The following is a 22,725-nucleotide window of genomic DNA, read 5'->3' on the forward strand; positions in this document are numbered from 1 at the left end:
CCAATCCCTTAATATAGGTAGTAATTCTCCACTCAACGGCTTCAGCGCTCCGCTACACTTGAGGAGCGGCTGCGCTGTCATTGGTGGTGCCTTCGGACGGTAGAAGTCGATTGCAAAACCAACGATATGCCAAACACTGACCGACAACAACGACAGCAGATAGACGAAAGAATTGGCCTCAAAAGACAGATTGACCGCTATCTCAGCCACCACCCCAACGCTGGCGTGAGCGAGATTCTCGGCAGATTTGAGCTCAATCCTAATGACTGGGGTGATTATGTCAGACAGACTGCTGAGTCTACTACGCCCACGATTCCGCCGAACAACAGCGCAACACCAAACAGTACTGATTGCGTCGACGAAGACAATGTGGATCCGTCGACGTTAGCAGAATGTGCTAACGAACTTGCCGATAGATGGGAGGACGTTGATTTCACTGAGACGAACAGCGACACCTGGCCGCCTACGCTCCACAAGCGCGAGCAGTGGATGGGGCGCCAGGATAAGCTACCATTCGCTCCTTGGGGAGATTACGACCACCCGGAAGCTGACCCTGACGAAGACGCCCGTTGGAAGTGGGGGCTCGAGGAGAACTACGTCGACGGTGAAACGGTCGCAATCGCCGAGGATGACCCCCGCCTTGACGGGCGCGTGTTCATCCAACTCGAGGACGACCCGTATGCGTTCGTCGACGGCGACGACATTCGTTGTCCTGAAACGGGCGAGGTGCATCCGGCGTTCGTGGCGATCCTTGAACACCTCGGGGCGACCTACGCCGACGTATCGACCTCTGGATCCGGCGTTCACGCCTACTACCGTGGGGAACTGCCTATCGACGGAACGGAGCAAGCAACGTTCGCTCTCGATAGTGACCCGTGGGGCAAGAATGACGATGTACCGACGGTGGAGATCTACGCCAACAAGCATGTCAACGTCGCGACCGGGGAACACGTTGAGGAGACGCCCCTAGAGGTGGCCAAGTGGGACACCGACGTGCTTCGGACAATTCTCAAAGTCAATGGGTACGAGGATCAGGAGTCGGTCGAGCACGACACCGACCGAGAACGCCCCGAACTCAAGGGCTATAACCCCGATTCGACTAGTGCCGACGAAACTACCGCCGACATCCGGGATGTCCTCGCTACGGTCGACAACTTGGAGCCGTCCGATGTTCGTCTACGAACCCGGCAAACAGGTGAAGAGTCAACCGGGTGGAGTACGTGGGATCCCAGCTATCGCGCGTCTGCGAGCGGTGAGAGCCTCCACTACAATGGCGAAGGCGTGTTCCACGACCACAAAGAAAATGAGGCCTTCGGTGTCCTCGGGCTGATCGCCGTTGAGGAGGACATTATTTCCAACCCATGGGACCGCCTCACCGGCGCTGAGTGGTGGAATGCCGTCGAGGCCGCTCGCGATCGCGGCGCACCGATTCCAGAACTCGATCGATCGGTGGGGCAGCAAGCAACCGAGCCTACAACTGTCCTCCCCAGTGAGGATATCCTCCCACCCGTGACTGCCTGGGACTGGGAGGCTGCAGGCGCTCGAGCGGCTCATGGAGAGCTTCCGGAGCAAGACACACTCGACGTCGATGATGTCCGAGAGCGCACTGTCGAGACGATTGCAGACGGTTACAAACGAGGCGACCGCCGGCTCGTTGAGGTCCTCCCGACCGGTGGGAAGTCCTTCGGCTCGATCGAGGCCGCCGCACGAACTAGTGAGCCGATCACTTATCTGACCGGCCGAGGGCGAAAAGAACAGTACGACCAAATCGCCGAGTGGTGCCGAGAACACGGTCTTACCTACAAGATCCTTCCAGCGTTCACCCGCGACTGTCCGACCGCTAGCGGCGAACACGGCGAGGATTGGAAGGAAACTGTCCTCGACTGGTACAACCGCGGTGCAACTCCCCAAGACATCCACAAATACGCCGAGGACATCCTCGATCGACCGCTCCCGTGCCAAGTTGGCCATGATGAGAACCACGTTGACTGCCCCTATGCTCGCAAGTGGGACTTTGACCCCGAGACAGACGGGAGCGCGGACCCAGATGAAGATCTACAGATTAACGTCCTCATCGGCCACTACACACACGCCCATCGCGAAGACAAGGTCGTCCACGGCCGGACCGTGGTATTCGACGAGTTCCCCGGCGGAGCCTACGAACGGACCCTTGACCATGGCATCGAAGGCGCCGTCACCTACTACCTGCAGAGTCACGACGCGATCCCGTTTGACCACTACACCGAGTTGCTCGAGGGGCGCGACGACGACGCCCGACGAGCCAACGCACTCACCGAACTTCTCGATCACAGAATCGACCCAGACGGGCGAGCAGTCCTTAAGGACGACGCTGCGAACGCCGCTGCTCCGCTAGCTGCGTTCACCTTGTTGGCTGCCGCGGAGAACAATCTTGGGAACGGGCTTGAGCGCGCCGAGTTCGCTGCCGACGGCCACGACAACGACGATTCACGTGTCGGCCTTCACGACCGCGAAGAGGGTACCGTCCGCGTCCTTGCTCCACCAGACCTCTCCTACGCCCGCGGCGTGGTCGCGCTCGACGGGACGCCGACTAAATCAATGTGGGAGCTGGTGCTCGGCGAGCGACTTAACCACCGCCAGATTCTGACCGACGACGAGCGGCGGGACTACCTCCGGGACGCCCTAGACCTCAATCTGGTGCGAACGTCGGAGTACGTCAAGCCGTACAACTCGGCGGACCACGTCGCCGTCAACGACGACGCTGCCCTCTTAGAGGCAATCACCGAGCGCCACGACGAGGATCCCAGCGTGATTACATCGATGACCGCTCTTCAGGAGTACGAGTGCGAGGGGGTGCTCTCCTACAATGACAACACCGGTGAAGTGCTCGAGGGCCCTGCCGACCAGGTGAGGTGGTACGGCAACGTCCTCGGCAGCAACGAGTTCAAGCACAAGCGTGTCGGGGCGGTTATCGGATCGACCCATTACGGGGACCGGTTCATCCAGAAGTGGGGTGCCTACGCCGGCGAAGCCGTCGAGCGAAACGACGAGAAGGGGGCTGAGCTCTCCTACGGCGAGTTCGGCGACGACGTCCTCCAGCACATGCGAGAACACACGACGCTACAAAGCGTTATGCGCTTCGGGCGCGACGGGGAGGGGGCGGTCGTCTACGTGCACACCGATACGCTCCCAGAGTGGGTCGAGCCCGTGATTGCTGCTGAGGGGCGCGTTATCCGGACCCGGAGCGAGGGTGAACAGCAAGTAATCAAAGCCGCCACCGACCTCCACAGCTGGCAGACCGCCGAAATCGCCGAACACCCAATCGTCAACGTGGGCAAGCGACAGGTGTTCAACATCCTGAACGACCTCGCCGACCACGGCTACCTGCAGCGAGAAAGCGATGGGCGAGGGTATGTTTGGTACGATGACGGCCTCCACAGGATCAATGACCACGGCGATGTCGAACTCGAGCCAGTCGAGCTTGACGGAGCTGAGGGGGCAAACGAAGTTGAAGAAATAGCACGTAGAAAAACAATCTATACGTGGGATTTCCGCAACTCCCCATGTGAGCTCACTTCCGATCCGGCAGACTCGCTCAACGACATTGATAGGTTGGCATCTGAGCCGGCTACCGGAGGTGATCGACCGCCTGATTCCATCGACTGACTGGGTTGTTCCGTGACAAGCGCACTCACGATTAGCTACTGGTCCGTCCAAGTCAGCTCCGAACCGGGAGCTGACAAAAACGTTCGTACAGCGATTATAACTGGATCACTCTCTGTCCGGATTGGGACTCGTATTCAACAAGAGTTGATTGATGGAAGAGAAGGTGGAATGTAAAAACTCAAATAAATCGAGTGAAATAACCGTGCTGAGACCAACATAAGAAAACTGACTAAAATGAAACGAGGACTCTACGTTTTCAATGATAATGTGGAGATTCCGCGAACTTTCCTCCGCAATATAAAGATCCTTTTTAAAATAATGCCATATACATTATAAGAATTACCTTACATTCTTGGTAAGACATAAGTTGTTACTACATTAATAATAGCCAAATGCCCCGACGTACCGCGATCCCGCTCTACAAATCTCGCCACGTGGCCTTCGTCAGAGGTGCAGCTGACTACCCTAATTTTGACAAAGGGCTTTCAGGAGTCCTTCACGTCGGAACAGGTGTTCGACCTGACACTATAGGCCATGTTCATACCAATTGGTTTCGTTGGAAACCAACACGAGACGGAGAGCCCACGCTCTACCTGAAAGTGCCGGCTAGCGATCCCTGTCGAAAGTATGGAACTCATGAACCGTGCGGCGACTGCAACATGCTAGGCCACGGCGAGTTTGAACCGAAGACTCCAGCTGGCGAAGGCCGTGAAATCCTTATCGACGACACTTGGACGAACCCAGTCACCAAGGAGCGTGAATATTTCCCTCTCAAAGATATGGTTAGACGTTATTTTGCACATACAGGAACCCACGCCCCTGACGATGCCATGCACGGTGAAAAGATGATCGGTGGGGACGGCGTTTCCAAGGGTACCCTCAACAAATGGTACCGTGACATTGGTGCTTACACCGAGATTAGTGCCCAGTTCCGCGAAGATCGGCTCCGCCAGGAATTGGAAATAAAAGACCCTATCGACAATTCCAATGACCGTGAAACGGTACAAATCAAGAATTTTGGAACAGATGACAAGGGGAACGAGATACCGGATATTATCTCCCACGATCTCCGTGCAACGTTCTGTACACAGTTGATGCGTACCGACACGAATCCTGACAAAGCCATCAAAAAAACCGGCCACAAAACAGCTCAGAGTATGGCCCCCTACATTTCGTTCGCAAATGGAGAGATCGACAAACAGGAAGAAACACACATGTACTGAGTCAATGAAACGAATCAGTGAACAAGAACTCCTCGATGAGTTACGCCGACTCGGTGGGGACTCAGCACCGTCAATCACAGATATGAAGTCAGACGGAAAATTTAGTAGAACTCCTTACGAGAGCAGGTTTGGATCCTGGAATGCCGCTGTGAGGGCCGCCGGGTACATCCCGAACAGCTCACCTACTGAGAAGGAACTCCTTGAGGAGATGCAGCGGGTAGGTGGAGACTCAGCACCGGAAACGTCAGATATGAAGTCAGATGGACAATTCTGGCCTAGTATCTACCGGCGCCGTTTCGGGAGTTGGAATGCCGCTCTAAAGACTGCCGGCTACACCCCAAACGACCACTGCACTGAAGATGAACTCCTCGACGAAATGCGCCGACTCAGTGGGGACAAACAACCAACAATGTCAGAGATGAACTCAAACGGAAAATTCAGTGTAGGTCCTTACAAAGATCGATTCGGGAGCTGGAATGCTGCCGTAAGAGCTGCGGGCTATAGCCCGAACAGGGAACAGAATGTCTCTGACAGACAGCTACTTACTGCGCTCCGGGAGGCTTCGGATGGTGATGATGTCGCACCACCGCAAGAATCAGCCAGTAAAACCGGCTTTGGCGCTTCGACATATCAATATAGATTTGGGAGTTGGTGGCGGGCTGTCGTTCAGGCTGGACTTCTACCAAGAAACCGAAGACCCCTCAGCTCCTCGGAATTCAAAAAGCTCCATACTACCGCTACTGAGCTCCAGAACTCGGCCTGGAAGTTAGCTGTGCTTCTCGCAATGTTCACTGGGCTCACGGGTCAGTTATTCAATGATCTCGAAAGCGAGTGGGTTGAAGAGCGGCGTCACGATGTCATCGTCACTGTTCCAGCAGAACAGACAGTATCAGGAAAGAGATGGGAGTTTCGACTTCCTGAGTCGTGGTCTAGTGGTGGAAGAAAGATTGATACACAGCTCCCCGGTCATACCTTGTGGTTTCAGTCGAACCGATCACTCTCTGGCAGAAGTTCCATGCTATATCAAAGCGCAATAATGAAGACAGCAGAGAAGGCCGAGCTTACAGAAAGAGAACAAACTATTCCAGGGCATCCCAATTTCAATCAGCCAGTCCCGTTAGTGCGAGCAAGTGATCTGCGAGCAACCGGTGGTATTAGAATGGCGCGCAACAGTGTTCCTGTTCATCGAATCCGTCGCCATCTTGGTATTAAGCACACCAACTGGCATGCAAGTATTGAGGACTTCTTCCTGTGGCTGTACGTTCACGAAGACATCACTCACAACCAGTATGACCCGCCAAACGTTGTCCTTGATCCAGTTTAGTCCTGATTCCACCGCTGTTCTCACCAACGATCTGAATCACCCGATAGTAACATAGCTGTTGTATGCTTTCAAATTAGTTAAAATCCATCCCTATTCCGACGATTTTGCCGTATGAATCCTACATGTGAGAATATATCTACTGAATCTCAACTAATATCGGCCGTAATTGTAGAGTTGGCTATTTAGTAGAAGACTCAATTCCAGCAACAAGCCGCGAGTCGATGAACGCATCGCAGAGTTGGTCGTCGGTACAGATGGATCGGATCAGTCCGTCGATTCGCTCGACCGACTGGGGGAGATTGTACCGGTCGACAAGCGCTGGGGCATGCCACGACTCGAGTGGCCGCCCAGTAACAGCAGCGTGGCGAAGCCCAAGCCGAATAATCTGGAGATCATGCCGCGAGTCAAACCCCCAGGCTTCAGCGCGATCCTCGAGTTCGGTATCGTAGGTATCGAAGCCGATGATGTCGTGACATTCACGGCAGAGACAGATCCCCTGATCGGGATTATGGGACCAATGGTGGTAGTCGAGGCTCCCGTTTGCAATCGCGCCGTCGTGGTTGAGAGTCGTCAGTGAGCGCCGACACAGCGGACAGGAGACGTCCCAGTCCCAGCCAAAGGCTGAGGCTTTCTCTGCTAACCGGCTCGTGTACTCGTCGTTGCGCGGCTCGCCTTTGCTGTTCGTAATGCCACCCCAGAGCCAGTCGTCCCAGAACCGTTGGACCATCGCTGTCAGCGTCGAGGGCTCGACAATTGAGAGATACGCAGCATCGACCGCGACAACACACCAGACGCGCAACTCAACGTCGCATTGGCCACAGGCAATGTCGAGATGCGGGACGACTGTTGGAAGCCCCTGCTCGTAGACGGTGACGGCCTCGCCACAGTTCGGACAGCAGATCGCGGTCGGTGTCTCGGCCAGGGCATGCTGGTCGTTTGCCTCGAGCAAGACAGCCGCTCGATCGCCATATGGGTGGTTGGGAGTCGTCGGATGATGGGGTGTTGCTACGAGGTCGTCACGCGGTGGACACGATCTTGCGTGTGTCATACTGCCGATTCCGCCTTAGGGGCTAGGGCATCCGTGATGTCTGGCTGCTGGCACTGCAGGTTCTCGATCGGCTCGACAGTCTCGACCTGCCAGCTGCCATCGTGGCGCGATTCGTCGACGCGCCAGAACTGCGAGTTGTCTTGGCGTTTAACGTACCGGATGCGCCGTTCCTGATTGTTTGTGCTTTCCGAAAACGACACAACGAATGCTGTCTCGGTTGCTGTGCTGTTACTGGTCGGATGATGGGTTTGGGGTTCGATCATAACTGAAGACAGAACAGTCAGTGGCTACCAGCTGTCAACTACAAGGCCGACGCCGGCTCTTTTTGTACTGACTCTCCTTCACTGCTTCCGGGAAATAAAAACACAATTCTACACAGATTCGTCTGTGGAAATAACCGCCATCGTATACAATGGCCAACAAAGATATTTTGTCACCATCGCAACTCATGACTGGGGATTGGAATGAAACTGCGACAGCCAACAGATTTTCTTATCCTTGAAGCACTCGAGGAGACTGGTCGAAACGTAGCAACGAATCTTGCGCATCATACAAACAAATCACGGCAAAATATCAATACCCGTCTTCCAGTACTCTCAGACTATGGACTCGTCCAGAAAGTTGGTCCTGCCGATCGCTCTGGGCTTTATGAAATTACATCGCTTGGGGAACGGGCACTTCGCTACCGCGAACAATACGATGAGAACGAAAATTTTGAGGATTTGCTTGCAAGCACCTGACCGGTTCGATCCTCGAAAAGACGGAAATATCTCACATGCCGTGTTTGAAAAGATCTGGTGAGCCCAATGAAGACCCCAGGTTGAGAGGCAGTCCTCACCCGTTGACCGACACCGGCGCAGAGAATTAACCAACAGACGGCCGCAAGGAGGTGTCTGTTGGTTAACGAGCGACTGATCCGTAGAATTTTCGGGTAGCATGTAGTGGAAAGACTAATGGCTGATAGCGAACAGGCAGAGAAACAATACCATGCGGCGTCAAGTGTCGACCTTCTATCGGCATTGTCAGCACTCGATATCGAATTTTTGACCGTCTCTGACCAGCGCGTGCTCATCATCTACGCCCGATCGATTCTCAACGTCGACGTGAATACGGGTGATATCCAGAGCGCTGATGCTCTCGAGGTAACCGTCCTTGATCACGATCCAAGTGGTGGTATCAATGATCCATATGGTCTGATCACGAGAGTTATCGACCAGATCGACGAAATGGCTGGGGGTAATCTGTCTCCGGTGCCCTGAGCTATTCACCTAGGAATATCGACGTTTTTAACAACTAACACCCTCAATTAGTGTCTATGTACGATCTTACTGGGTTTCAACGGGACCTTCTTTATACAATTGCCGGACAGGATGATCCCCATGGACTCGCGATCAAAGACGAACTCGAGGATTACTACGAGAAAGAAATTCACCATGGGCGACTCTATCCGAACCTCGATACGCTCGTCGATAAAGGTCTCGTCGAGAAAGGGGAAGCAGATCGTCGGACGAACTTCTACAGCGTTACCCGACGTGGCCAGCGCGAGATTGAAGCACGACGAGAGTGGGAAAATCAGTACGTTGGTGAGTTGCTCGACGGATGATCGACCTCATTCGTGGCCCGTTTGAGCTGTTGGAACACCAGTCAGACACTGATACTGATGATAAGACGTCCGACGCCGAGACCAGTAACAAGGACCCATCAAAGTAGCCACTGGCTCGGGTACACTCTTCGTTCAGCAAAAGGAATATTTCTGCCGTTCCGTCCGTGCCTCTGACACTTGCTCGGCGTGCCTGGAGGGTGGCATTCAGCCCAGCAACAGAATTAGTTGCTTGAAACACATATAGGTTCAGTACTTCACAAAGCCGTTAGTTGAGAAGTCCGCTTGCTGAGTTGTGTCCAACAACCAGCCACAAGCGGACAGTGAAATCCACGAAGACCAGCTCCTTAACTTTCTCGTCAACGTTCTCACCGGCGCATTCACGCTGGACTTCGGTGAGAACGCAGAAATCGATCCAGAGGACATCTTCGAGGTCCTCGTCGGCGCGACCGCCGACGGGACCTCGATCTCCTCACTCTGCGAGAAGAGTGAGGATGCGCCTTCTGGGAACGATGTTCTCTATCACCTACGCACCAAGTTCGACCTCGAAACCGTCGAATCAACCGGGAACGCGCTTCTCCAACAAGATGTCCTCGACACGCTTCCCCAGCAGGTGGAGGTCGTCGCTGACCTCCACCTGCGGCCCTACTACGGTGACGAAGACGAGACTGACGGCCTCTACTACAGCGAAGCCAAAGCAGGAACGACTGCGTTCCACGCCTACGCCACACTCTACGCCCGCGTGAACAACAAACGCTACACCTTGGCGGTGCGCCGTCTTACCGACGGCGACACCGCCAGCGATGTCCTTTCTGAGTTCCTCGGACTGGTCAGCAACTTTGACTTCGACGTCAAAGCGGTCTATCTCGACAGCGGCTTCTACGACGGGAAGTGTCTCACGTTGCTCCAGGCACACAATTTCGCGTACATCGTTCCGGTGATCAAGTGGGGCAGCACGATCAAGAACGAACTCAGCACCGGTTGGAGTCGTGAGATCACTCACGATCTCACGACGTCCTACGGCGAGAACGAGTGGACCGTCGAGTTTCCAGTGATGATCGACTGTACCTACAAGAACGGTCGCTACGGTGAGCACGGGGTGGCGCGTCACGGCTACGCCGTCGACGCGCTGTTCGTCGATGAACCTCGACAGGCCCGATCCCACTACAGCAAGCGGTTCGGGATCGAAGCGAGCTACCGTCTCTCCGAGTCAACGATCATCTCGACGACGACGCAAGATCCCACGAGACGGCTGTTGTTCGTCGTACTCAGCCTGTTGATTCAGAACGTCTGGCGGTACTTGCACTGGGAGTATGTGGCGACGCCCCGTCGAGGCGGGCGTCGCCTCTGGTGGTGGCCATTCGAAGAGTTCGTCGACATGGTGACTCGGGCAGCGTGGACGGCCCTCGCGGTGCGTCGGGCCGTCCCCGCGAACCGGCTACCGGATGATCGGTTTCACCGGTAACCGGTGACCGGGGACGCCCTATCGACCAGTGGCAACACCGTCGCGTCGGCGGCTAATTGCCGCCGACTGCGACAGCCTCTCGTCTCTTGTTGTCGGGTAGATCTATGGAGAACAGATTCTGCTCTGATTCGTCGGCAACTCACGCTTCAGCGCCAGTTAGCTGAGGCTGATTTGTGAGGTACTGATCTTGTCTTTCTGGGTGAACTGGAATCAAAACAGATCGCCTCCGGAAAGGTATATTGGCGACCCTGCAGCACTGAGAAGTGACCTCGAGAACGGACCCATGAGACGTTCTCCTTACTGGACGGAGAGGTGGCGTGTCGTGCCAGCGACCGAGTTCACAATAGCCGACGTGGACGCTCACGAGCACGCTCTGTGGCCTTTTCTACCTTCTCAAAGTAGACGTGATATCGGTTCCGCCGGACACCCTCCGAAGAAATTTCGACTTCCCCTTCACCGAGTCGATCCTGGATAACAGACCAGCAGACGTCCGAATCCGTATCAGCAGCCGCTGTAATCCATTCTACACTTCGCCACCGGGGGTACTCTCCTCGAAGAACGTGTTCAACACGCTCTTCGGGAGTGTAGTCAGCTGGATAATTTGGCTGGAGTTCATCAGAATCATCCGCTGGCAACATTACATCTTGTGCCCGGTCTAGCGCTTCTTGTAGCGTGTCTTCATCACTGTCGTCGTCCATGTCCGAATTTTTGTGTCGATGACACAATAGATGTTGGCATAGTAGCGTATCTGTGAAAGTCGGCAGCTTCCTACTGCCCGTACAGCTGGGAAGCCTCGTCGTCTAGCCCACCTGAAGTACTGTTGGACATCATTACTGGCGGGTCTGAATTTCGAACCTCACACCACCGAGTTCGTCACTCTCAGTGATATCGATCCGCCAGTCATGAGCTAAGACGATCTGCCGGACACTCGCCATCCCCATTCCAGTCCCACCGTTATGGGATTTCGTTGAAAAGCCCTGCTCGAACACTTGTTCTCGGTTCGGCTCAGCGATACCAGGCCCGTTATCCTCGAGGAAGATTCCATCGTCTGAGGCACCAACTCGAATGTTGATCGGTGCCTCTCCGTGTTCTAGCGAGTTTCCGAGCAAATTATCGAACATTCGCCGGACTGCTTCCGGATTGCCGTGGACCATCGGCGCGTCATCGATTTTGAGGGACCCGGTTTCACCGTGTCGGTCTAATGACTCCCACGTCGTCTCGACAAGTTCTTCTAGGTCGATTGGATGGTGTTCGCCAACGATTGTACCCGATTCTAGTGCATTGGCGACATCATCGACCAGTTGCTCCATTCGATCCAAGGAGGGGAGAGCTTCCTCGACATGGTCTACATCTCCAGTGTCCAGCGCTAACCTCACTCGTCCACGAACCGTTTGAAGCGGGTTTTGCATATCGTGTGAGAGTACGTCCGCGAGTGCGCCGAACTCTTCTAACAGTCCTCGGCGGGCTGTTACATCTTCTTGGAACCCCACAAAATACTCCACGTCCCCGTCCTCGTCTGTCAAGGGAGCAACCGTGACACGATTCCAGAATAACTCCCCATCCTGGCGGTAGTTCCGGAGTTCCACACTCACTGGCTCTTCAGCGTCAATAGCCCGATCTAGCTCGGTGATTGGTCCCGGCTGTGTTCGGTCTCCCTGTAGGAATCGACAGTTGCGACCAAGAACCTCTTCTCTAGCATAGCCTGTTAATTCGGTGAACCCACTGTTCGCGTAAATGATTGGGTTGTCAGGCCGTGTTGGATTCGTGATAGTGATCCCGATCGGTGCCTCGTCCATTGAATGCTCTTTCAGTGAGAGTTCGTCGCGGACTGTTTCGATATCATCGGTCGCAGATATCGCACAGACCAGCGTGTCCTCTTTGGTGTACACCAGTCGGTGATCGACAGTGATCGCCTTCCCGTCCTTGCGGATGTAATCTGTCTCGCCGACCCACTCCTCGTCTCTTGCTCCGGGAAGTATTTCTTCGTGGACTTGCTTCTCTTCTTTCTCTGGATACAGAATATCCCAATGTTGCCCGACTAATTCTGTTCGCTCGTACCCAACAATCTCTGCGTACGCCTCGTTAACGTACATGAATTTACCATCAGGATCGAGCAGACTGATTCCGTCGTGTGCCGTTTCGATAGCACGGAATCCTCGCGTGACCTGCCGTTCTGCTCGGCGTCGAGCAACAGCCTGTTCGATGCGATTGGCGAGGACCTCGTATTGCTCTGTGCCACCCCTTTTCTGAAGATATTCGGTAACGCCAGCGGAAATCGCTTCGCTTGCTATCTCTTCACTCCCTTTCCCAGTAAACAGAATAAACGGGAGTTCAGGGATGTCCGATCTGATGGCTTCGAGAACGTCCAACCCATCCATCTCCGGCATGTCGTAATCACAGACAATACAGTCTGCTTCCCCCTCCTTGGCAAGTTCCACACCCTCCACTGGATTTGTCTCTGTGTGGATATCGAAGAACTCGCGCTCACGCTCTAAGAACGTCGAAACAAGATCAGCAAAGCTCGAATCATCTTCGATGTGGAGTACTGTCACGCCGTCTTCGATGTCGGAGAGAAGTGCATGCTCATCTAAGGCATCCTCGAGTGTTAGATGAGGCGAGGTTGAGGTCATGTCTCCCTGATTGAAATTCAATCACAATAAATATCCGTCACATGTGCGGCTAAGCAGTGAATGCCGATCGGGACCAGTATTGCTACCACTTAATCTCGAATCGGGCACCACCTTCAGCACTCTCTGTGATATCGATCTCCCACCCGTGACCCTGCACGACTTGTTGTACAATCGAGAGGCCATAGCCGGTTCCCGCTTGATTTGTCGAATATCCGTGTTCGAATACGTCTGTATGAACTGAACTCGGAATTCCAGGGCCATCATCTGCAACATATATTCCTGGTTCTTCAGCAAGGCTCCCCACAGAGATTCTGACAGCCTCATCACTGTGGTCAACTGCGTTCCGGAACAAATTCTCCAACAGTTCTTGGAACCTGCTTGTATCAGCAACTATTTGCCCCAGTTCATCATCGATCTGTAACGTATCCTCTTGAGTTTCGACGCTATCCCAGGATTTGTGAATATACGCTTCGATATCAATAGGTTCAGTTTCTCCAATTAACTGCCCCGATTTCGAAAGTTCAAGGACAGTATCGACTAAGGTATCAATTCGATCAAGTGACTCGGAAACTTCGTCGAGTTCTGGACTATTGTGATTTTCTTGTGCGACCTCAGTATAGCCTTGGGCGACAGAGAGAGGGGTACGAATATCGTGGGTGAGAATATCTGCGAATTCGTTCAGCCGATCCCGTTGTTCCTGGAGTTGTTCTTCTCGCCTTTGTTGCTCGGTAATATCCCGTATAATGCCTGTAAAATACTGGTCACCGTTGTGTTCATGTTCGCGAAGGCTGATCAGTGTCGGTACTTCGTGTCCCTCTTTGTGAAGTGCAGGCAATTCCATTCCGTCCCAGTCAATATTGCGCTCGCCAGTATCGACATATGCGTCAAGAGCCGCAGCGTGGACAGATTCTAGCCGCTCGGGGATAATCTTCATCTTCGAACTCCCAATCAACTCCTCTTGAGAGTATCCAAGAATCTCTTCGACCGCTGGATTCGAATAGACGATTTTACTCTCCTGGTCGATAGTCAACATCCCCTCGGCAGCATTTTCAACGAGTGTCTGATAGAAATCGTCTTCGCAGAGTGTAGGGGGAGGAGAGTTCATTTTCAATCTAATTAGAGTGGCTGACAGTTAATCGTTGCTGATATGCTGAAACAGCTCTATTGAACCCCTCTTGTTTATAGATATATTCAGGTGAATCTGGGGAATCAGCCTGCGAAAAAGGTATTGCGCCATACAGTTTATTCGGTTAGCGCATTTTCTCACCCAAATTGTCGTGGGTTTAGCAGACTCTTCCGGTCAGCAAAACCCACAAACTAATAAAGAATCCAACTGAACTGCTGAACTGCTCCAAAATGCCACTCTTAGAACAATCATACTGGACCGTGACCAGGCTCCTATCCGAATTCTACATCAATCCAATTTCGGATGGTCGAATCTCCCAGAGATCGTTACAATGAGTCGATCAGATGCCGAACAGGAGAGCGAGAGCAACGTTGAGCAGGCGCTATCATTCGATGGTGTTCGATGGACCTCGTGTTCGCTCGAAGACTTCGCGGACCTGTACTGGGACGAGATCGCACCCTGTCTCGAAACAGAGGGTTTCGATCCAACAAGCGAGAAACCGACCCACCAGTGGTTTCAGAATCACGATGCACGATCATTCCTTGCGGCTCTCCGCCGCCATCATGACCGCTCATTCGGGGAGTTCTGGAATAAAGACCTCGGGCTTGGAGACAATAAAGAAGGCTACACATGGGCAACAACGGACGAGGCAACAATCGACGCCCTCGAACAGTTCCTCAACCGACGAAAATCACGGTACAGTCTGGCATCGTCGTCCATCGAAGCAATGCGAACGCGGCTGAATCTCTACGTCCGTGCTTACCAAGAGGCAAATGGAACGGGCGACCTCCTTACACCAATTCTACGAGGTCAAGAGAATCCAGCCTACGAAGCCGTTGATGCGGTCTATGCAGCGTTCGACTGGTTGAACGAGGGAACCGAGGACAAGTACAGTGCCCAGACTCTCCAGCGTGTGCGGCGCGTCGTCGACGCCTGGTATCAGCATCTGGTCGGTCGGCGAGTTACCTCGATGAACCCTGCCAGCGGCCTCTACGACGAATTCAAGTGGGAAGTAGAAGAATCCCCGACACCTTCCCTTTCAGCAAACCATATTCAGAAGCTAATGCAGGCGTCGGAGACAACGCAAGAACAGCTGCTCGTAGTAGCACTAGCTGGCTGGGGACTTCGAGCAAGTGAGGTCGCAGCACTCCACGTCTCGCAGTTCCACCGTGACGTTCCCGAAGACGACGTCCCCTTCATCACATTCGAAAGTCGCAAGAACGGGCCCGGCCAGGTATCTCTCTTGTACGGAATGGACGTGCTCGACTCCCGAATCGACGAGCTAGCGGAAGACGATACGTGGACGAGATATTTGTTCCCATCTTCGCAGGGAGAAATGCCGTACGTGACCCGAGATACAATCCGTAATTGGTTCCAGAATCTTGCATCGGAGGCAGATCTTCCCGAGCGGATCGAGGGCAAACGACCAAGCCCACAGCTCTGCCGTCGATTCTGGTACGATACCTATACAGTAGCCCTCGAAGGCGTTCTCGAAGGTATCAACGAAATCGCTGCAGAGCAAGGTAGTAGCGATCCTCAGGTAGTGATGCAAAATTACCTATCTGACTCGCGTTCTCGTCAAGTCCGACGAGAGTTCATGCAGGATCAACTTAACGCAGCCTTTGGAGAGAGAACTTGATGTTACCCATCTATCGAGCCATTCCAAATGTCTGTCCTCGGTTGGTGACTAAGTCATTGAATCACAGAGTCACAAATTCAATGAAGTATCGATTTCTGGAAGTCAAGAATTAAAGAGTCAATGAGCTATAGCGTTATCTGCCATTACGAGGAGAGCTAATTCACCAACTCAGAGAATCATTGAGTCAGTGAATCAGTGAGTTCTTGAAGCATTGAATTGAGGACTCAGAAACACTACCTCTGAATCACAAAATTATTGAGGTAGTGAATCTGTGAATCAGTGAATTTTTGACGTTAAGAATCATTGAGTCAGTGAATCAATGATTCAAAGACGATACTCAAAAAGAGCAAATCACAACATACAGTCCATCAAACACCAATATTCGATGAAATCACACTGGGAGAGATACAACTGAGTGTCTGACATGGATTTATGAGTCATTGATTCAATGATCTAACTATGACCGAATCACCTCATGGATGGGGCGTCACACCATCGACTGGCATCCCTACGATCGCCTTCGGCAACCAGAAAGGCGGGACGGGAAAGACAACCGCGACGATCAACAGTGCCGCGGCGCTGGCCACTCGCGACCACGATGTGCTTGCGATCGATATGGATCCGCAAGCCGACATGACAAAAGGGCTTGGACTGGGACCGGGCGACGACAACGACCCATCAAGCCCAAAGAACGAACTCCCCAACACACTAGTCACCGATGACGAGAATCTGCTTGACGTACTCGTCGACAATCCGCGCACGCACGATACTAGTCTTTCAGAGATCGTGATCGAAGCCGACGAGTACGACCATCTGAACTTCGACCTGATTCCCAGTCACAAGGACATGGGCCTTGCTCGAGACTGGATGGACGATGCAAATGCCCGTCTCTCGCTGAAACTCGCCCTCGAAGAGATGGTTGACGATGGATATAACTACGATTTTATCGTAGTCGATTGCCCCCCTGACCTCTCAGTCCTGACGGACGCGGCGTTCATTGCGGCTCAGAACGTCTTCTTGGCTGCACAGACCCAAGCAACATCACGGGATGCACTTGACGATCTGTGGGACCAGCTGGAGTCCATCGAGGACAACCAGCAGATCGAGATCGCAATCGTTGGACTCCTGGCGAACATGTACCGGGACGACGGGCAGTCGAAAAAGTTCCTCAACTCCTTCGACGAATCCTTCGCGTCGATGGCACCGATTTTCAAACTCCCGATGCGAGTAGCAATCCAGCGTGCGTGGGACAACGGACGAGATATTTTCGGATGGGAAGACGCGAACGACCAGCAAGTAGAGCACGACCTCTTCCTCGAGGTTGCGGAGACAATGGAACGAGCGTTTGACAAAACGCAGGTGGAGGCATAAGAATGCCCCGGGGAATGGACGAACGGTTCGAGGATCCCTCAGACGAGGTAGATGAGGAGGACGCGGTCGCAGATGAGGAGACCACAGAGACACCGGAAGAATCGGAAGAACAGGGTCGTGAAACTGCGGCAGCAACCGAGGATCAATCAGATCAGCAGCGAACCGCATCCACGACCGATACTGATTCGTCGACCAGTGAGGCAGGAGAGACAGATGATGAACCGCTGAACATCCGCGAAGATTGGGATTCAGCCACAATATATGTTGAACCGGAGCAAAGCGAGGACATTGAGATCACGTTTACTCGCCTGAAAAAGCAACTCAAACGTGAGGATATCACGCTGGAGAAAAACAAGCACTTCTACCGCGGGGTTTTCGAGGTGGCGTTCGGCGAGCACCGGGAAGAAACGAAGGAGATGATTCGCGAACTCGCCAAGCAAGACGCTGATCAGTGATTCACTGATTCACTGATTCACGGAATCTTGAATGCTGTGTGATTACCCCCGTATTAGTATAAGGGGGTCAGACTACTCCGACCTACTCGCCAGCAGTAGCTGGCTCCTTGAGGACGGGAGCTTAGCGCCCTCTTTTCCAGCTAACCGGGATCAAGAGTGTTCTGCTGCGAGTTGTATCTGTGAGCCAGCAAGTTGCTAACTCGAACTGGATAAGGGCCAACATGAGCTTCCATTCTAGCCCATAGTTCAGTATAGCAATCCACAGATTATTATATCTTGTTTCCGTAGTCGCTATTAAAATGGATGGTGATCAAACAGTGGACGATATTAACGAGGCAGCCCGTGAAGAATGGAGAGACAACACGACACCCTATCAGCGTGTAAAGTCTGTAGTGAGTCGCACATACGAGGGGAAGCCAGCCACGGAGATTGCTGAACGAGCGCTGGTGGCAGAGACCACAGCCCGAAGTCACTTGGAAGGACTCGCCGACGACGGGTTTGTCGAAACAGTATCCGACGCTGATAGCAGGGCGACATTATACTCGCGATCGTGGGAGTCGTTGGTTCTCGAACAGGCACAGGATATGAGACAGAACGTGGACTCGGAGACACTGCTCACTCAGGTACAGAAGATGCAGGACGAACTCAAAGAATATCGTGAAGAAACTGGATTAGATGACCCAGAGGATATCTCCTGGAACGACATGGAGATTGACGAGGAGACGCTGCTACAGTGGCGAACAACGCGACGGAACCTGAACTTCGCGAAGGTCGCACTCGCGCTGGATCAGGCTGAAGACAGTATCCGTAAAACAGCGGTATAGGTTCTATGAGCGATCTAGACGGAGATTCTGAATCACATACTCTGAGGGGGAGCATCGATCGAAAGTCGCTATGTGATTTCCGAGATATATTCCAGGAGGAAGAACCACTTGCAACAGCAGAACTAGATGACCCGCTGAATCCCGATGTGCTGACGATTATGTACAATACTGGAATCGGGGAGGACTCGAGTGGCAGATTTGATATCAGGTGGTCAACAGTCGGTGACTATAACATCCATTATACGGACACGGACCGCAACCTCCGATGGGACCTCCACCACCACGGCTACACGGCCCCATTGGACGATCGTCACTATCATCCATCACCGAACGCCTCGAACGACGACGAAGACGTCGAAAAATCGTGCATCGGGGTACAAGAGGTCGAGACGGTTGCTCGAGCAGTCAAGGCCGCCTGGCGAGAGTGCTACAACGTCGGTTCTTTGGATATTGCAAACGATCTCGATAATCCGCCATGAGCATGATCGGGTCGACTATGATCTCGACAGTGGCGAGGATCTCAAGTTCGATACGCCGGAGTACGGTGTAGCATAGTACGAAACTTGTATATGAAGAAGTTTCGAGTGGTGTTACAGTCAGTAGGCACGGGAGCCGGTACTACCTCCTTAACCAACAAAACTATGGGGACGTGTTCTGTGTTGGTTAATTCGAGAACAGCCGATGCCCTACGAACCACCGGCCCCAGCAGCGGAACTCACACCGGAAATAGTCAACACGCTCAACGAAGCCACTCCGGAGCGCCTCCGTGACGTTGCCACGTACGCCGAGGGTTAGCCGAACACAGGGAACGTGAGGCTCGTCTCGAGGCGGAGCCAGACGAGGCCGACGTCGAGGAGCGGCCCGATGACCTCCCAGACGAGGTCCCGGCGAAGGCTATGGTCACAATCGAGGAAATCAACGACAATCGGTACTACTACTGGCAGTGGCGTGAGGGCGAATAAATCAAGTCGAAATACAAGGGACCAGTCAACCCAAACGAATTAACTCGACTCGGGAGATTCTTTTTGTCCTTTTATTACAATTCCCTCATCGATGGAACGGAAAACGAGAAATTGTAGCCCACACCCCCCATTTTCGAGTTGTAACACACCCAGAGCTGTGAACTACCCCTGTCTACTCAGCCGCCTTCGGCGGCTTCCTTGAGGCAGAGGGTTCCTGCTTCTACGACGCGACTTGCATCCACTTGACTGGACGCAGAAACTCTGCATCCGCCGGTGGACACAGCGGTTGCAGTCTCCACAGGCGTTGCTCCGGAGTGAACCACTCCTAGTTGTTTCAATCCGCGCTTCAACACGTTGTACGCGGCGTTCAAGTCACGATCCACCTCGAACCCACACATCGGACAGTCATGTGTTCTGACCCACACCGGTTTCTCCGTCCGGAAATTCCCGGAAAACAGGGTTTTCCCTAAAGAGAATCGCGATACAGCACGGGAATTGCCACAGACAGAATAGGACTAATTAAATCGTTTCCGGAAACATCCCAGTCACGTTTTTAGTACTAGCCAGAAAAACAGCCTTTCAGACAAAAGATGATCCGCGATGCTCGTGTACTACGGGCTGGGTTCGTCCCTCAGGAGGTTGAACATCGCGATGCTGAGGTCAATCACCTCTCCAGCGTCCTCGAGCCCATCACGAACGAGGAGCCCACCGACACGGCTATCGTTACCGGGCCCAGCGGCGCCGGCAAGACATGTATCTCGAAGTTCGTCACCGAACGCCTCCGTGAAGAGGTCCTCAACGTCGAGACCACCTACGTCAACTGCTGGCGCAACTACACTCGGTTTCGCACGCTCTATCAGATCCTCGATGACCTCGGCGCGACCATCGACATCCACCGCCAGTCGACACCCCACGACGAACTCGTCGACCGCCTCCAGCAACACGACGGCCCGCGAACCGTCGTCATCCTCGACGAGGTCGACCAGCTCGAAGATCCCAGCCTCATCTACGACCTCCACAGCCTCCCGCAGTTCGCGATCATCTGCATCGCGAACAAGGAAGAGGATCTGTTCAGCCGCGTCGACGACCGCCTCGTGAGTCGCCTGCGCTCCAGCGAGCACGTCCGGATGGACAAGTACCACGACGAGCAGCTGTACGACATCCTGAGTGCTCGCTCGAAACGGGGCCTCGACGAGGACGTCATCAACGACAACCAACTCTACCGGATCGCCGACGCAGCCGCCGGCGACGCCCGCCTCGCAATCGGCATCCTCCGAACGGCCGCCGGCAAGGCGGATCGAGAGAACCACGAGCGCATCACCGACGACATTCTCCTAAATGCCGCTGAGGATGCTCGGGCCCAGATTAAACAGACGAGCCTCGACTCGCTCACACCGCACCAGCGCGTCGTCTACGACATCGTTCGCGATCACGGCCCAGTCGGGCCGAGCGAAATCCACAAGCGCTACTCAGAGGAGGTCGATGATCCACGGACGAAACGGACTGTGCGGGCGTATCTGTCTAAGATGACTCAATACAACCTCCTCGAGGCGGAAGGGACGAGCCGGGATCGGGAATACGCGATCGTCGACCAGCCATCTCCTACGCTGGCTGAGTAGGTGGCTAAGGAATTGATAGGTCCCGTTTTGTTGAACGGAAAATGTACCCCGGTGATTTATTACTGCAGGAGCAAATACATCCTACTATGAGTGCAAAGGGCCAACTCCATCGGTTCGAGAATAGAGCGCAGTTGCTGCGCCATATCTCTGAGGAGACCGGCACGGACATCGACACGCTTTGGGACGAGTACGAAGCCCAAGTCGAATAGAGCCCTTACAGTTTTTGACGCGTGGGCGACGATACTGATCTCGGCTTATCGTTCGCAATAGACGCAGAGACAGTCTCTCTGAGCCCTATTGGGGATTTTCAGGTTCTCGATCTGGAAGGGCCGGTCGTCATCGTTGGAGATGCGTCGTACCGCGTTGTTCCGGTCGGTGAAAAATCAGACCAGTCAGAAGATGTCCGAGAACTTAGCGTCGACGAGATACGTGCTGCACTCAGCGAGCTCGCTGACAACGACGACTTTCAGTCGATCGTAGACAATTGTCCGACGAATACGCCGCTCGTCTACGACGACATTGATTATTTGACTCGCCATCTCTCCACAAATTCACTCCAGAAGTGCCAGAAACTGAGTGCGAACACCCCTTTCGATAAGGAATTATTGCTCCAAGTTGCATACGTAGAACGTCAAAACTCTCTCGTCGGGCACTCAGACAACGTTCTCGAATATTATCTCGAACAGCGTGCTGAAATCGCTGAAAAACTCCGTTCCACCGACGAGATCGACAGCGACGTTGAGCGGTCGTTCTTTTCGTATCTACTCCTCGCCTCGGCACTCATCGAAGAGTTGACCACAGAAACGGTCCTCAACGAACTCTTTCGCGAGGAAGCTCGTCTCGACAGCATCACAGAGCACGTTCGGAGTATGGGGCACGCGAAGCGATTAGAGAAACTCTGTGATATCCAAATACTGACCGGGGGTGACCACGGATCGCTTGTCGAGGTCAAAGAACGCAGAAACAATCTCGTCCACGACGCGCAGAAACGTGCAGGCCTTGACGAACTCGAATCGCGTCGTGAAGTCGCACAGATCCTCGAGCAGACTGATCGATGTGCGTCCGTGCTACTGACGATCTCGGGAAAGAACATCGAGTCAGTCATCGCGAAGCGGGGGTGTGATCCCTATATCGAACACGCTCAATCTGAGGCGGTGGCCGACACAATCACGACCTGGGAACAGGAGAATCCAGAGCGCCTATCGAAACTTCACGACTGTGAAAGAGCAACCCTCGAAGGGATTCGCTGGGATACCGAAGAGAGTGATCCTGGGAACAACATCACGGAGGGATTCACATTTAATGGATTTGATGACAAAGAGCTGTATGAGATACTGATAGAGTTCGTCAGTGATGTCTCACAGGCGTTCCTTGACCGGATTGATGCCGATGCGAACGAGAGCAATCTCGATCGCTTCGATTTCGCAGTGATGGTGCTGCTCTGTGCTGGTCACAGTCACGAGGAGATTGCCCGCTGGCTGGAGACTGACAAAAAATACGTCCAGCGAAAGGAGAACGTGATAGCTTGGAGAGCTTCTCAGTTCGAGAAGGGGTTGGTAGAGGAGATTCCCCGCCCAGAGGGCCCAACATGGCCATCGGACACGGAATCAGACGATCAGGATGGGTGCTAGCCCGATAACAGACGGGTCATCGTCGCATAGTACGTGCTGCTCTCGCAGCGGAAGACACAATTGGATAAGACCGAGCGTAAGCATCTCGAAGACCGCATAGAAGGTACCACCCGGGACCGAGAGTACTCGCTCGTCGATTCAGCAGCGGCATCGTCGATGCAGT

At 53.6% G+C, this 22,725-nt stretch carries 18 protein-coding genes and 3 pseudogenes; 16 read left to right on the forward strand and 5 right to left on the reverse strand.

Features of this window, described 5'->3' with window-relative positions:
- Positions 1–225 precede the first annotated feature (225 nt).
- The 3 genes from D8Y22_RS19895 to D8Y22_RS19905 all read left to right on the forward strand — a co-directional run bounded on the left by D8Y22_RS19895 (position 226) and on the right by D8Y22_RS19905 (position 6,192).
- Positions 226–3,645 (forward strand): hypothetical protein, encoded by a 3,420-nt coding sequence (locus D8Y22_RS19895; protein WP_141466396.1) that lies wholly within the window; start codon positions 226–228, stop codon positions 3,643–3,645.
- Between the two features lie 392 nt (positions 3,646–4,037).
- Positions 4,038–4,868: a site-specific integrase gene (locus tag D8Y22_RS19900; protein WP_201293965.1), complete on the forward strand. Its 831-nt coding sequence runs from the start codon at positions 4,038–4,040 to the stop codon at positions 4,866–4,868.
- Between the two features lie 4 nt (positions 4,869–4,872).
- Positions 4,873–6,192 (forward strand): homing endonuclease associated repeat-containing protein, encoded by a 1,320-nt coding sequence (locus tag D8Y22_RS19905; RefSeq protein ID WP_160063644.1) that lies wholly within the window; start codon positions 4,873–4,875, stop codon positions 6,190–6,192.
- A gap of 178 nt (positions 6,193–6,370) precedes the next feature.
- Here D8Y22_RS19905 and D8Y22_RS19910 read toward each other — a convergent pair whose 3' ends face one another.
- Entirely contained in the window at positions 6,371–7,240 is an 870-nt protein-coding gene (locus tag D8Y22_RS19910) for a hypothetical protein (protein ID WP_141466399.1), read from the reverse strand.
- A gap of 464 nt (positions 7,241–7,704) precedes the next feature.
- Here D8Y22_RS19910 and D8Y22_RS19915 point away from each other — a divergent pair.
- The 4 genes and pseudogenes from D8Y22_RS19915 to D8Y22_RS19930 all read left to right on the forward strand — a co-directional run.
- Positions 7,705–7,968: pseudogene (locus tag D8Y22_RS19915) on the forward strand (winged helix-turn-helix transcriptional regulator); the annotation flags it as partial.
- Between the two features lie 225 nt (positions 7,969–8,193).
- On the forward strand, positions 8,194–8,499 hold the full coding sequence (locus D8Y22_RS19920; protein WP_141466401.1) for a hypothetical protein: 306 nt from the start codon (positions 8,194–8,196) through the stop codon (positions 8,497–8,499).
- Positions 8,500–8,555: 56 nt separating this feature from the next.
- Positions 8,556–8,843 (forward strand): PadR family transcriptional regulator, encoded by a 288-nt coding sequence (locus D8Y22_RS19925; RefSeq protein ID WP_141466402.1) that lies wholly within the window; start codon positions 8,556–8,558, stop codon positions 8,841–8,843.
- A 292-nt stretch (positions 8,844–9,135) separates the two neighbouring features.
- Positions 9,136–10,305: an ISH3 family transposase gene (locus D8Y22_RS19930; protein WP_141466403.1), complete on the forward strand. Its 1,170-nt coding sequence runs from the start codon at positions 9,136–9,138 to the stop codon at positions 10,303–10,305.
- Positions 10,306–10,643: 338 nt separating this feature from the next.
- Here D8Y22_RS19930 and D8Y22_RS19935 read toward each other — a convergent pair whose 3' ends face one another.
- From D8Y22_RS19935 to D8Y22_RS19945, 3 genes are all read right to left on the reverse strand, one after another.
- The gene (locus D8Y22_RS19935; protein WP_141466404.1) at positions 10,644–11,003 is read right to left on the reverse strand and encodes a hypothetical protein; all 360 of its coding nucleotides are present in this window, start codon (positions 11,001–11,003) and stop codon (positions 10,644–10,646) included.
- A gap of 132 nt (positions 11,004–11,135) precedes the next feature.
- Positions 11,136–12,935, reverse strand: coding sequence for a PAS domain-containing protein (locus D8Y22_RS19940; RefSeq protein WP_141466405.1), 1,800 nt, complete (start codon positions 12,933–12,935; stop codon positions 11,136–11,138).
- An 82-nt stretch (positions 12,936–13,017) separates the two neighbouring features.
- Positions 13,018–14,040, reverse strand: a complete 1,023-nt coding sequence (locus tag D8Y22_RS19945; protein WP_141466406.1) for a two-component system sensor histidine kinase NtrB — start codon at positions 14,038–14,040, stop codon at positions 13,018–13,020.
- A gap of 352 nt (positions 14,041–14,392) precedes the next feature.
- Here D8Y22_RS19945 and D8Y22_RS19950 point away from each other — a divergent pair, with 352 nt between their 5' ends.
- From D8Y22_RS19950 to D8Y22_RS19975, 6 genes and pseudogenes are all read left to right on the forward strand, one after another.
- Positions 14,393–15,700, forward strand: coding sequence for a tyrosine-type recombinase/integrase (locus D8Y22_RS19950; RefSeq protein WP_141466407.1), 1,308 nt, complete (start codon positions 14,393–14,395; stop codon positions 15,698–15,700).
- 459 nt (positions 15,701–16,159) lie between these two features.
- Positions 16,160–17,071 carry a ParA family protein gene (locus D8Y22_RS19955; RefSeq protein WP_141466408.1) on the forward strand — a complete coding sequence of 304 codons (912 nt, stop codon included), beginning with the start codon at positions 16,160–16,162 and terminating at the stop codon, positions 17,069–17,071.
- 14 nt (positions 17,072–17,085) lie between these two features.
- Entirely contained in the window at positions 17,086–17,526 is a 441-nt protein-coding gene (locus tag D8Y22_RS19960; RefSeq protein ID WP_174811932.1) for a hypothetical protein, read from the forward strand.
- A 299-nt stretch (positions 17,527–17,825) separates the two neighbouring features.
- On the forward strand, positions 17,826–18,350 hold the full coding sequence (locus tag D8Y22_RS19965; protein ID WP_246084532.1) for a DUF7342 family protein: 525 nt from the start codon (positions 17,826–17,828) through the stop codon (positions 18,348–18,350).
- Positions 18,351–18,355: 5 nt separating this feature from the next.
- Positions 18,356–18,829, forward strand: a complete 474-nt coding sequence (locus D8Y22_RS19970; protein WP_141466410.1) for a hypothetical protein — start codon at positions 18,356–18,358, stop codon at positions 18,827–18,829.
- Positions 18,830–19,031: 202 nt separating this feature from the next.
- Positions 19,032–19,312, forward strand: a pseudogene (locus tag D8Y22_RS19975) (hypothetical protein).
- A gap of 176 nt (positions 19,313–19,488) precedes the next feature.
- Here the strand turns inward: D8Y22_RS19975 and D8Y22_RS19980 are convergent.
- Positions 19,489–19,806 (reverse strand): annotated as a pseudogene (locus D8Y22_RS19980) (zinc ribbon domain-containing protein); the annotation flags it as partial.
- A 96-nt stretch (positions 19,807–19,902) separates the two neighbouring features.
- Between D8Y22_RS19980 and D8Y22_RS19985 the strand changes: the two are divergent.
- The 3 genes from D8Y22_RS19985 to D8Y22_RS19990 all read left to right on the forward strand — a co-directional run bounded on the left by D8Y22_RS19985 (position 19,903) and on the right by D8Y22_RS19990 (position 22,562).
- Positions 19,903–20,931, forward strand: coding sequence for a Cdc6/Cdc18 family protein (locus D8Y22_RS19985; protein ID WP_141466411.1), 1,029 nt, complete (start codon positions 19,903–19,905; stop codon positions 20,929–20,931).
- Positions 20,932–21,017: 86 nt separating this feature from the next.
- Positions 21,018–21,140 (forward strand): hypothetical protein, encoded by a 123-nt coding sequence (locus tag D8Y22_RS23205; RefSeq protein ID WP_281282424.1) that lies wholly within the window; start codon positions 21,018–21,020, stop codon positions 21,138–21,140.
- A gap of 21 nt (positions 21,141–21,161) precedes the next feature.
- Positions 21,162–22,562 carry a hypothetical protein gene (locus D8Y22_RS19990; RefSeq protein WP_141466412.1) on the forward strand — a complete coding sequence of 467 codons (1,401 nt, stop codon included), beginning with the start codon at positions 21,162–21,164 and terminating at the stop codon, positions 22,560–22,562.
- Positions 22,563–22,725: the final 163 nt, after the last annotated feature.

Origin of the sequence: Salinadaptatus halalkaliphilus (genome assembly GCF_006543045.1) — an archaeon.
GTDB classification, from domain to species: domain Archaea; phylum Halobacteriota; class Halobacteria; order Halobacteriales; family Natrialbaceae; genus Salinadaptatus; species Salinadaptatus halalkaliphilus.

Excerpts from the sequence above, each read along its gene's own strand:
- D8Y22_RS19970 (WP_141466410.1), top strand. The coding sequence starts at position 18,356 with ATGAGCGATCTAGACGGAGATTCTGAATCACATACTCTGAGGGGGAGC.
- D8Y22_RS19925 (WP_141466402.1), top strand. The coding sequence starts at position 8,556 with ATGTACGATCTTACTGGGTTTCAACGGGACCTTCTTTATACAATTGCC.
- D8Y22_RS19950 (WP_141466407.1), top strand. The coding sequence starts at position 14,393 with ATGAGTCGATCAGATGCCGAACAGGAGAGCGAGAGCAACGTTGAGCAG.
- D8Y22_RS19955 (WP_141466408.1), top strand. The coding sequence starts at position 16,160 with ATGACCGAATCACCTCATGGATGGGGCGTCACACCATCGACTGGCATC.
- D8Y22_RS23205 (WP_281282424.1), top strand. The coding sequence starts at position 21,018 with ATGAGTGCAAAGGGCCAACTCCATCGGTTCGAGAATAGAGCGCAGTTG.
- D8Y22_RS19960 (WP_174811932.1), top strand. The coding sequence starts at position 17,086 with ATGGACGAACGGTTCGAGGATCCCTCAGACGAGGTAGATGAGGAGGAC.
- D8Y22_RS19905 (WP_160063644.1), top strand. The coding sequence starts at position 4,873 with ATGAAACGAATCAGTGAACAAGAACTCCTCGATGAGTTACGCCGACTC.
- D8Y22_RS19910 (WP_141466399.1), bottom strand. The coding sequence starts at position 7,240 with ATGACACACGCAAGATCGTGTCCACCGCGTGACGACCTCGTAGCAACA.
- D8Y22_RS19920 (WP_141466401.1), top strand. The coding sequence starts at position 8,194 with ATGGCTGATAGCGAACAGGCAGAGAAACAATACCATGCGGCGTCAAGT.
- D8Y22_RS19985 (WP_141466411.1), top strand. The coding sequence starts at position 19,903 with ATGATCCGCGATGCTCGTGTACTACGGGCTGGGTTCGTCCCTCAGGAG.
- D8Y22_RS19935 (WP_141466404.1), bottom strand. The coding sequence starts at position 11,003 with ATGGACGACGACAGTGATGAAGACACGCTACAAGAAGCGCTAGACCGG.
- D8Y22_RS19945 (WP_141466406.1), bottom strand. The coding sequence starts at position 14,040 with ATGAACTCTCCTCCCCCTACACTCTGCGAAGACGATTTCTATCAGACA.
- D8Y22_RS19940 (WP_141466405.1), bottom strand. The coding sequence starts at position 12,935 with ATGACCTCAACCTCGCCTCATCTAACACTCGAGGATGCCTTAGATGAG.
- D8Y22_RS19900 (WP_201293965.1), top strand. The coding sequence starts at position 4,038 with ATGCCCCGACGTACCGCGATCCCGCTCTACAAATCTCGCCACGTGGCC.
- D8Y22_RS19965 (WP_246084532.1), top strand. The coding sequence starts at position 17,826 with ATGGATGGTGATCAAACAGTGGACGATATTAACGAGGCAGCCCGTGAA.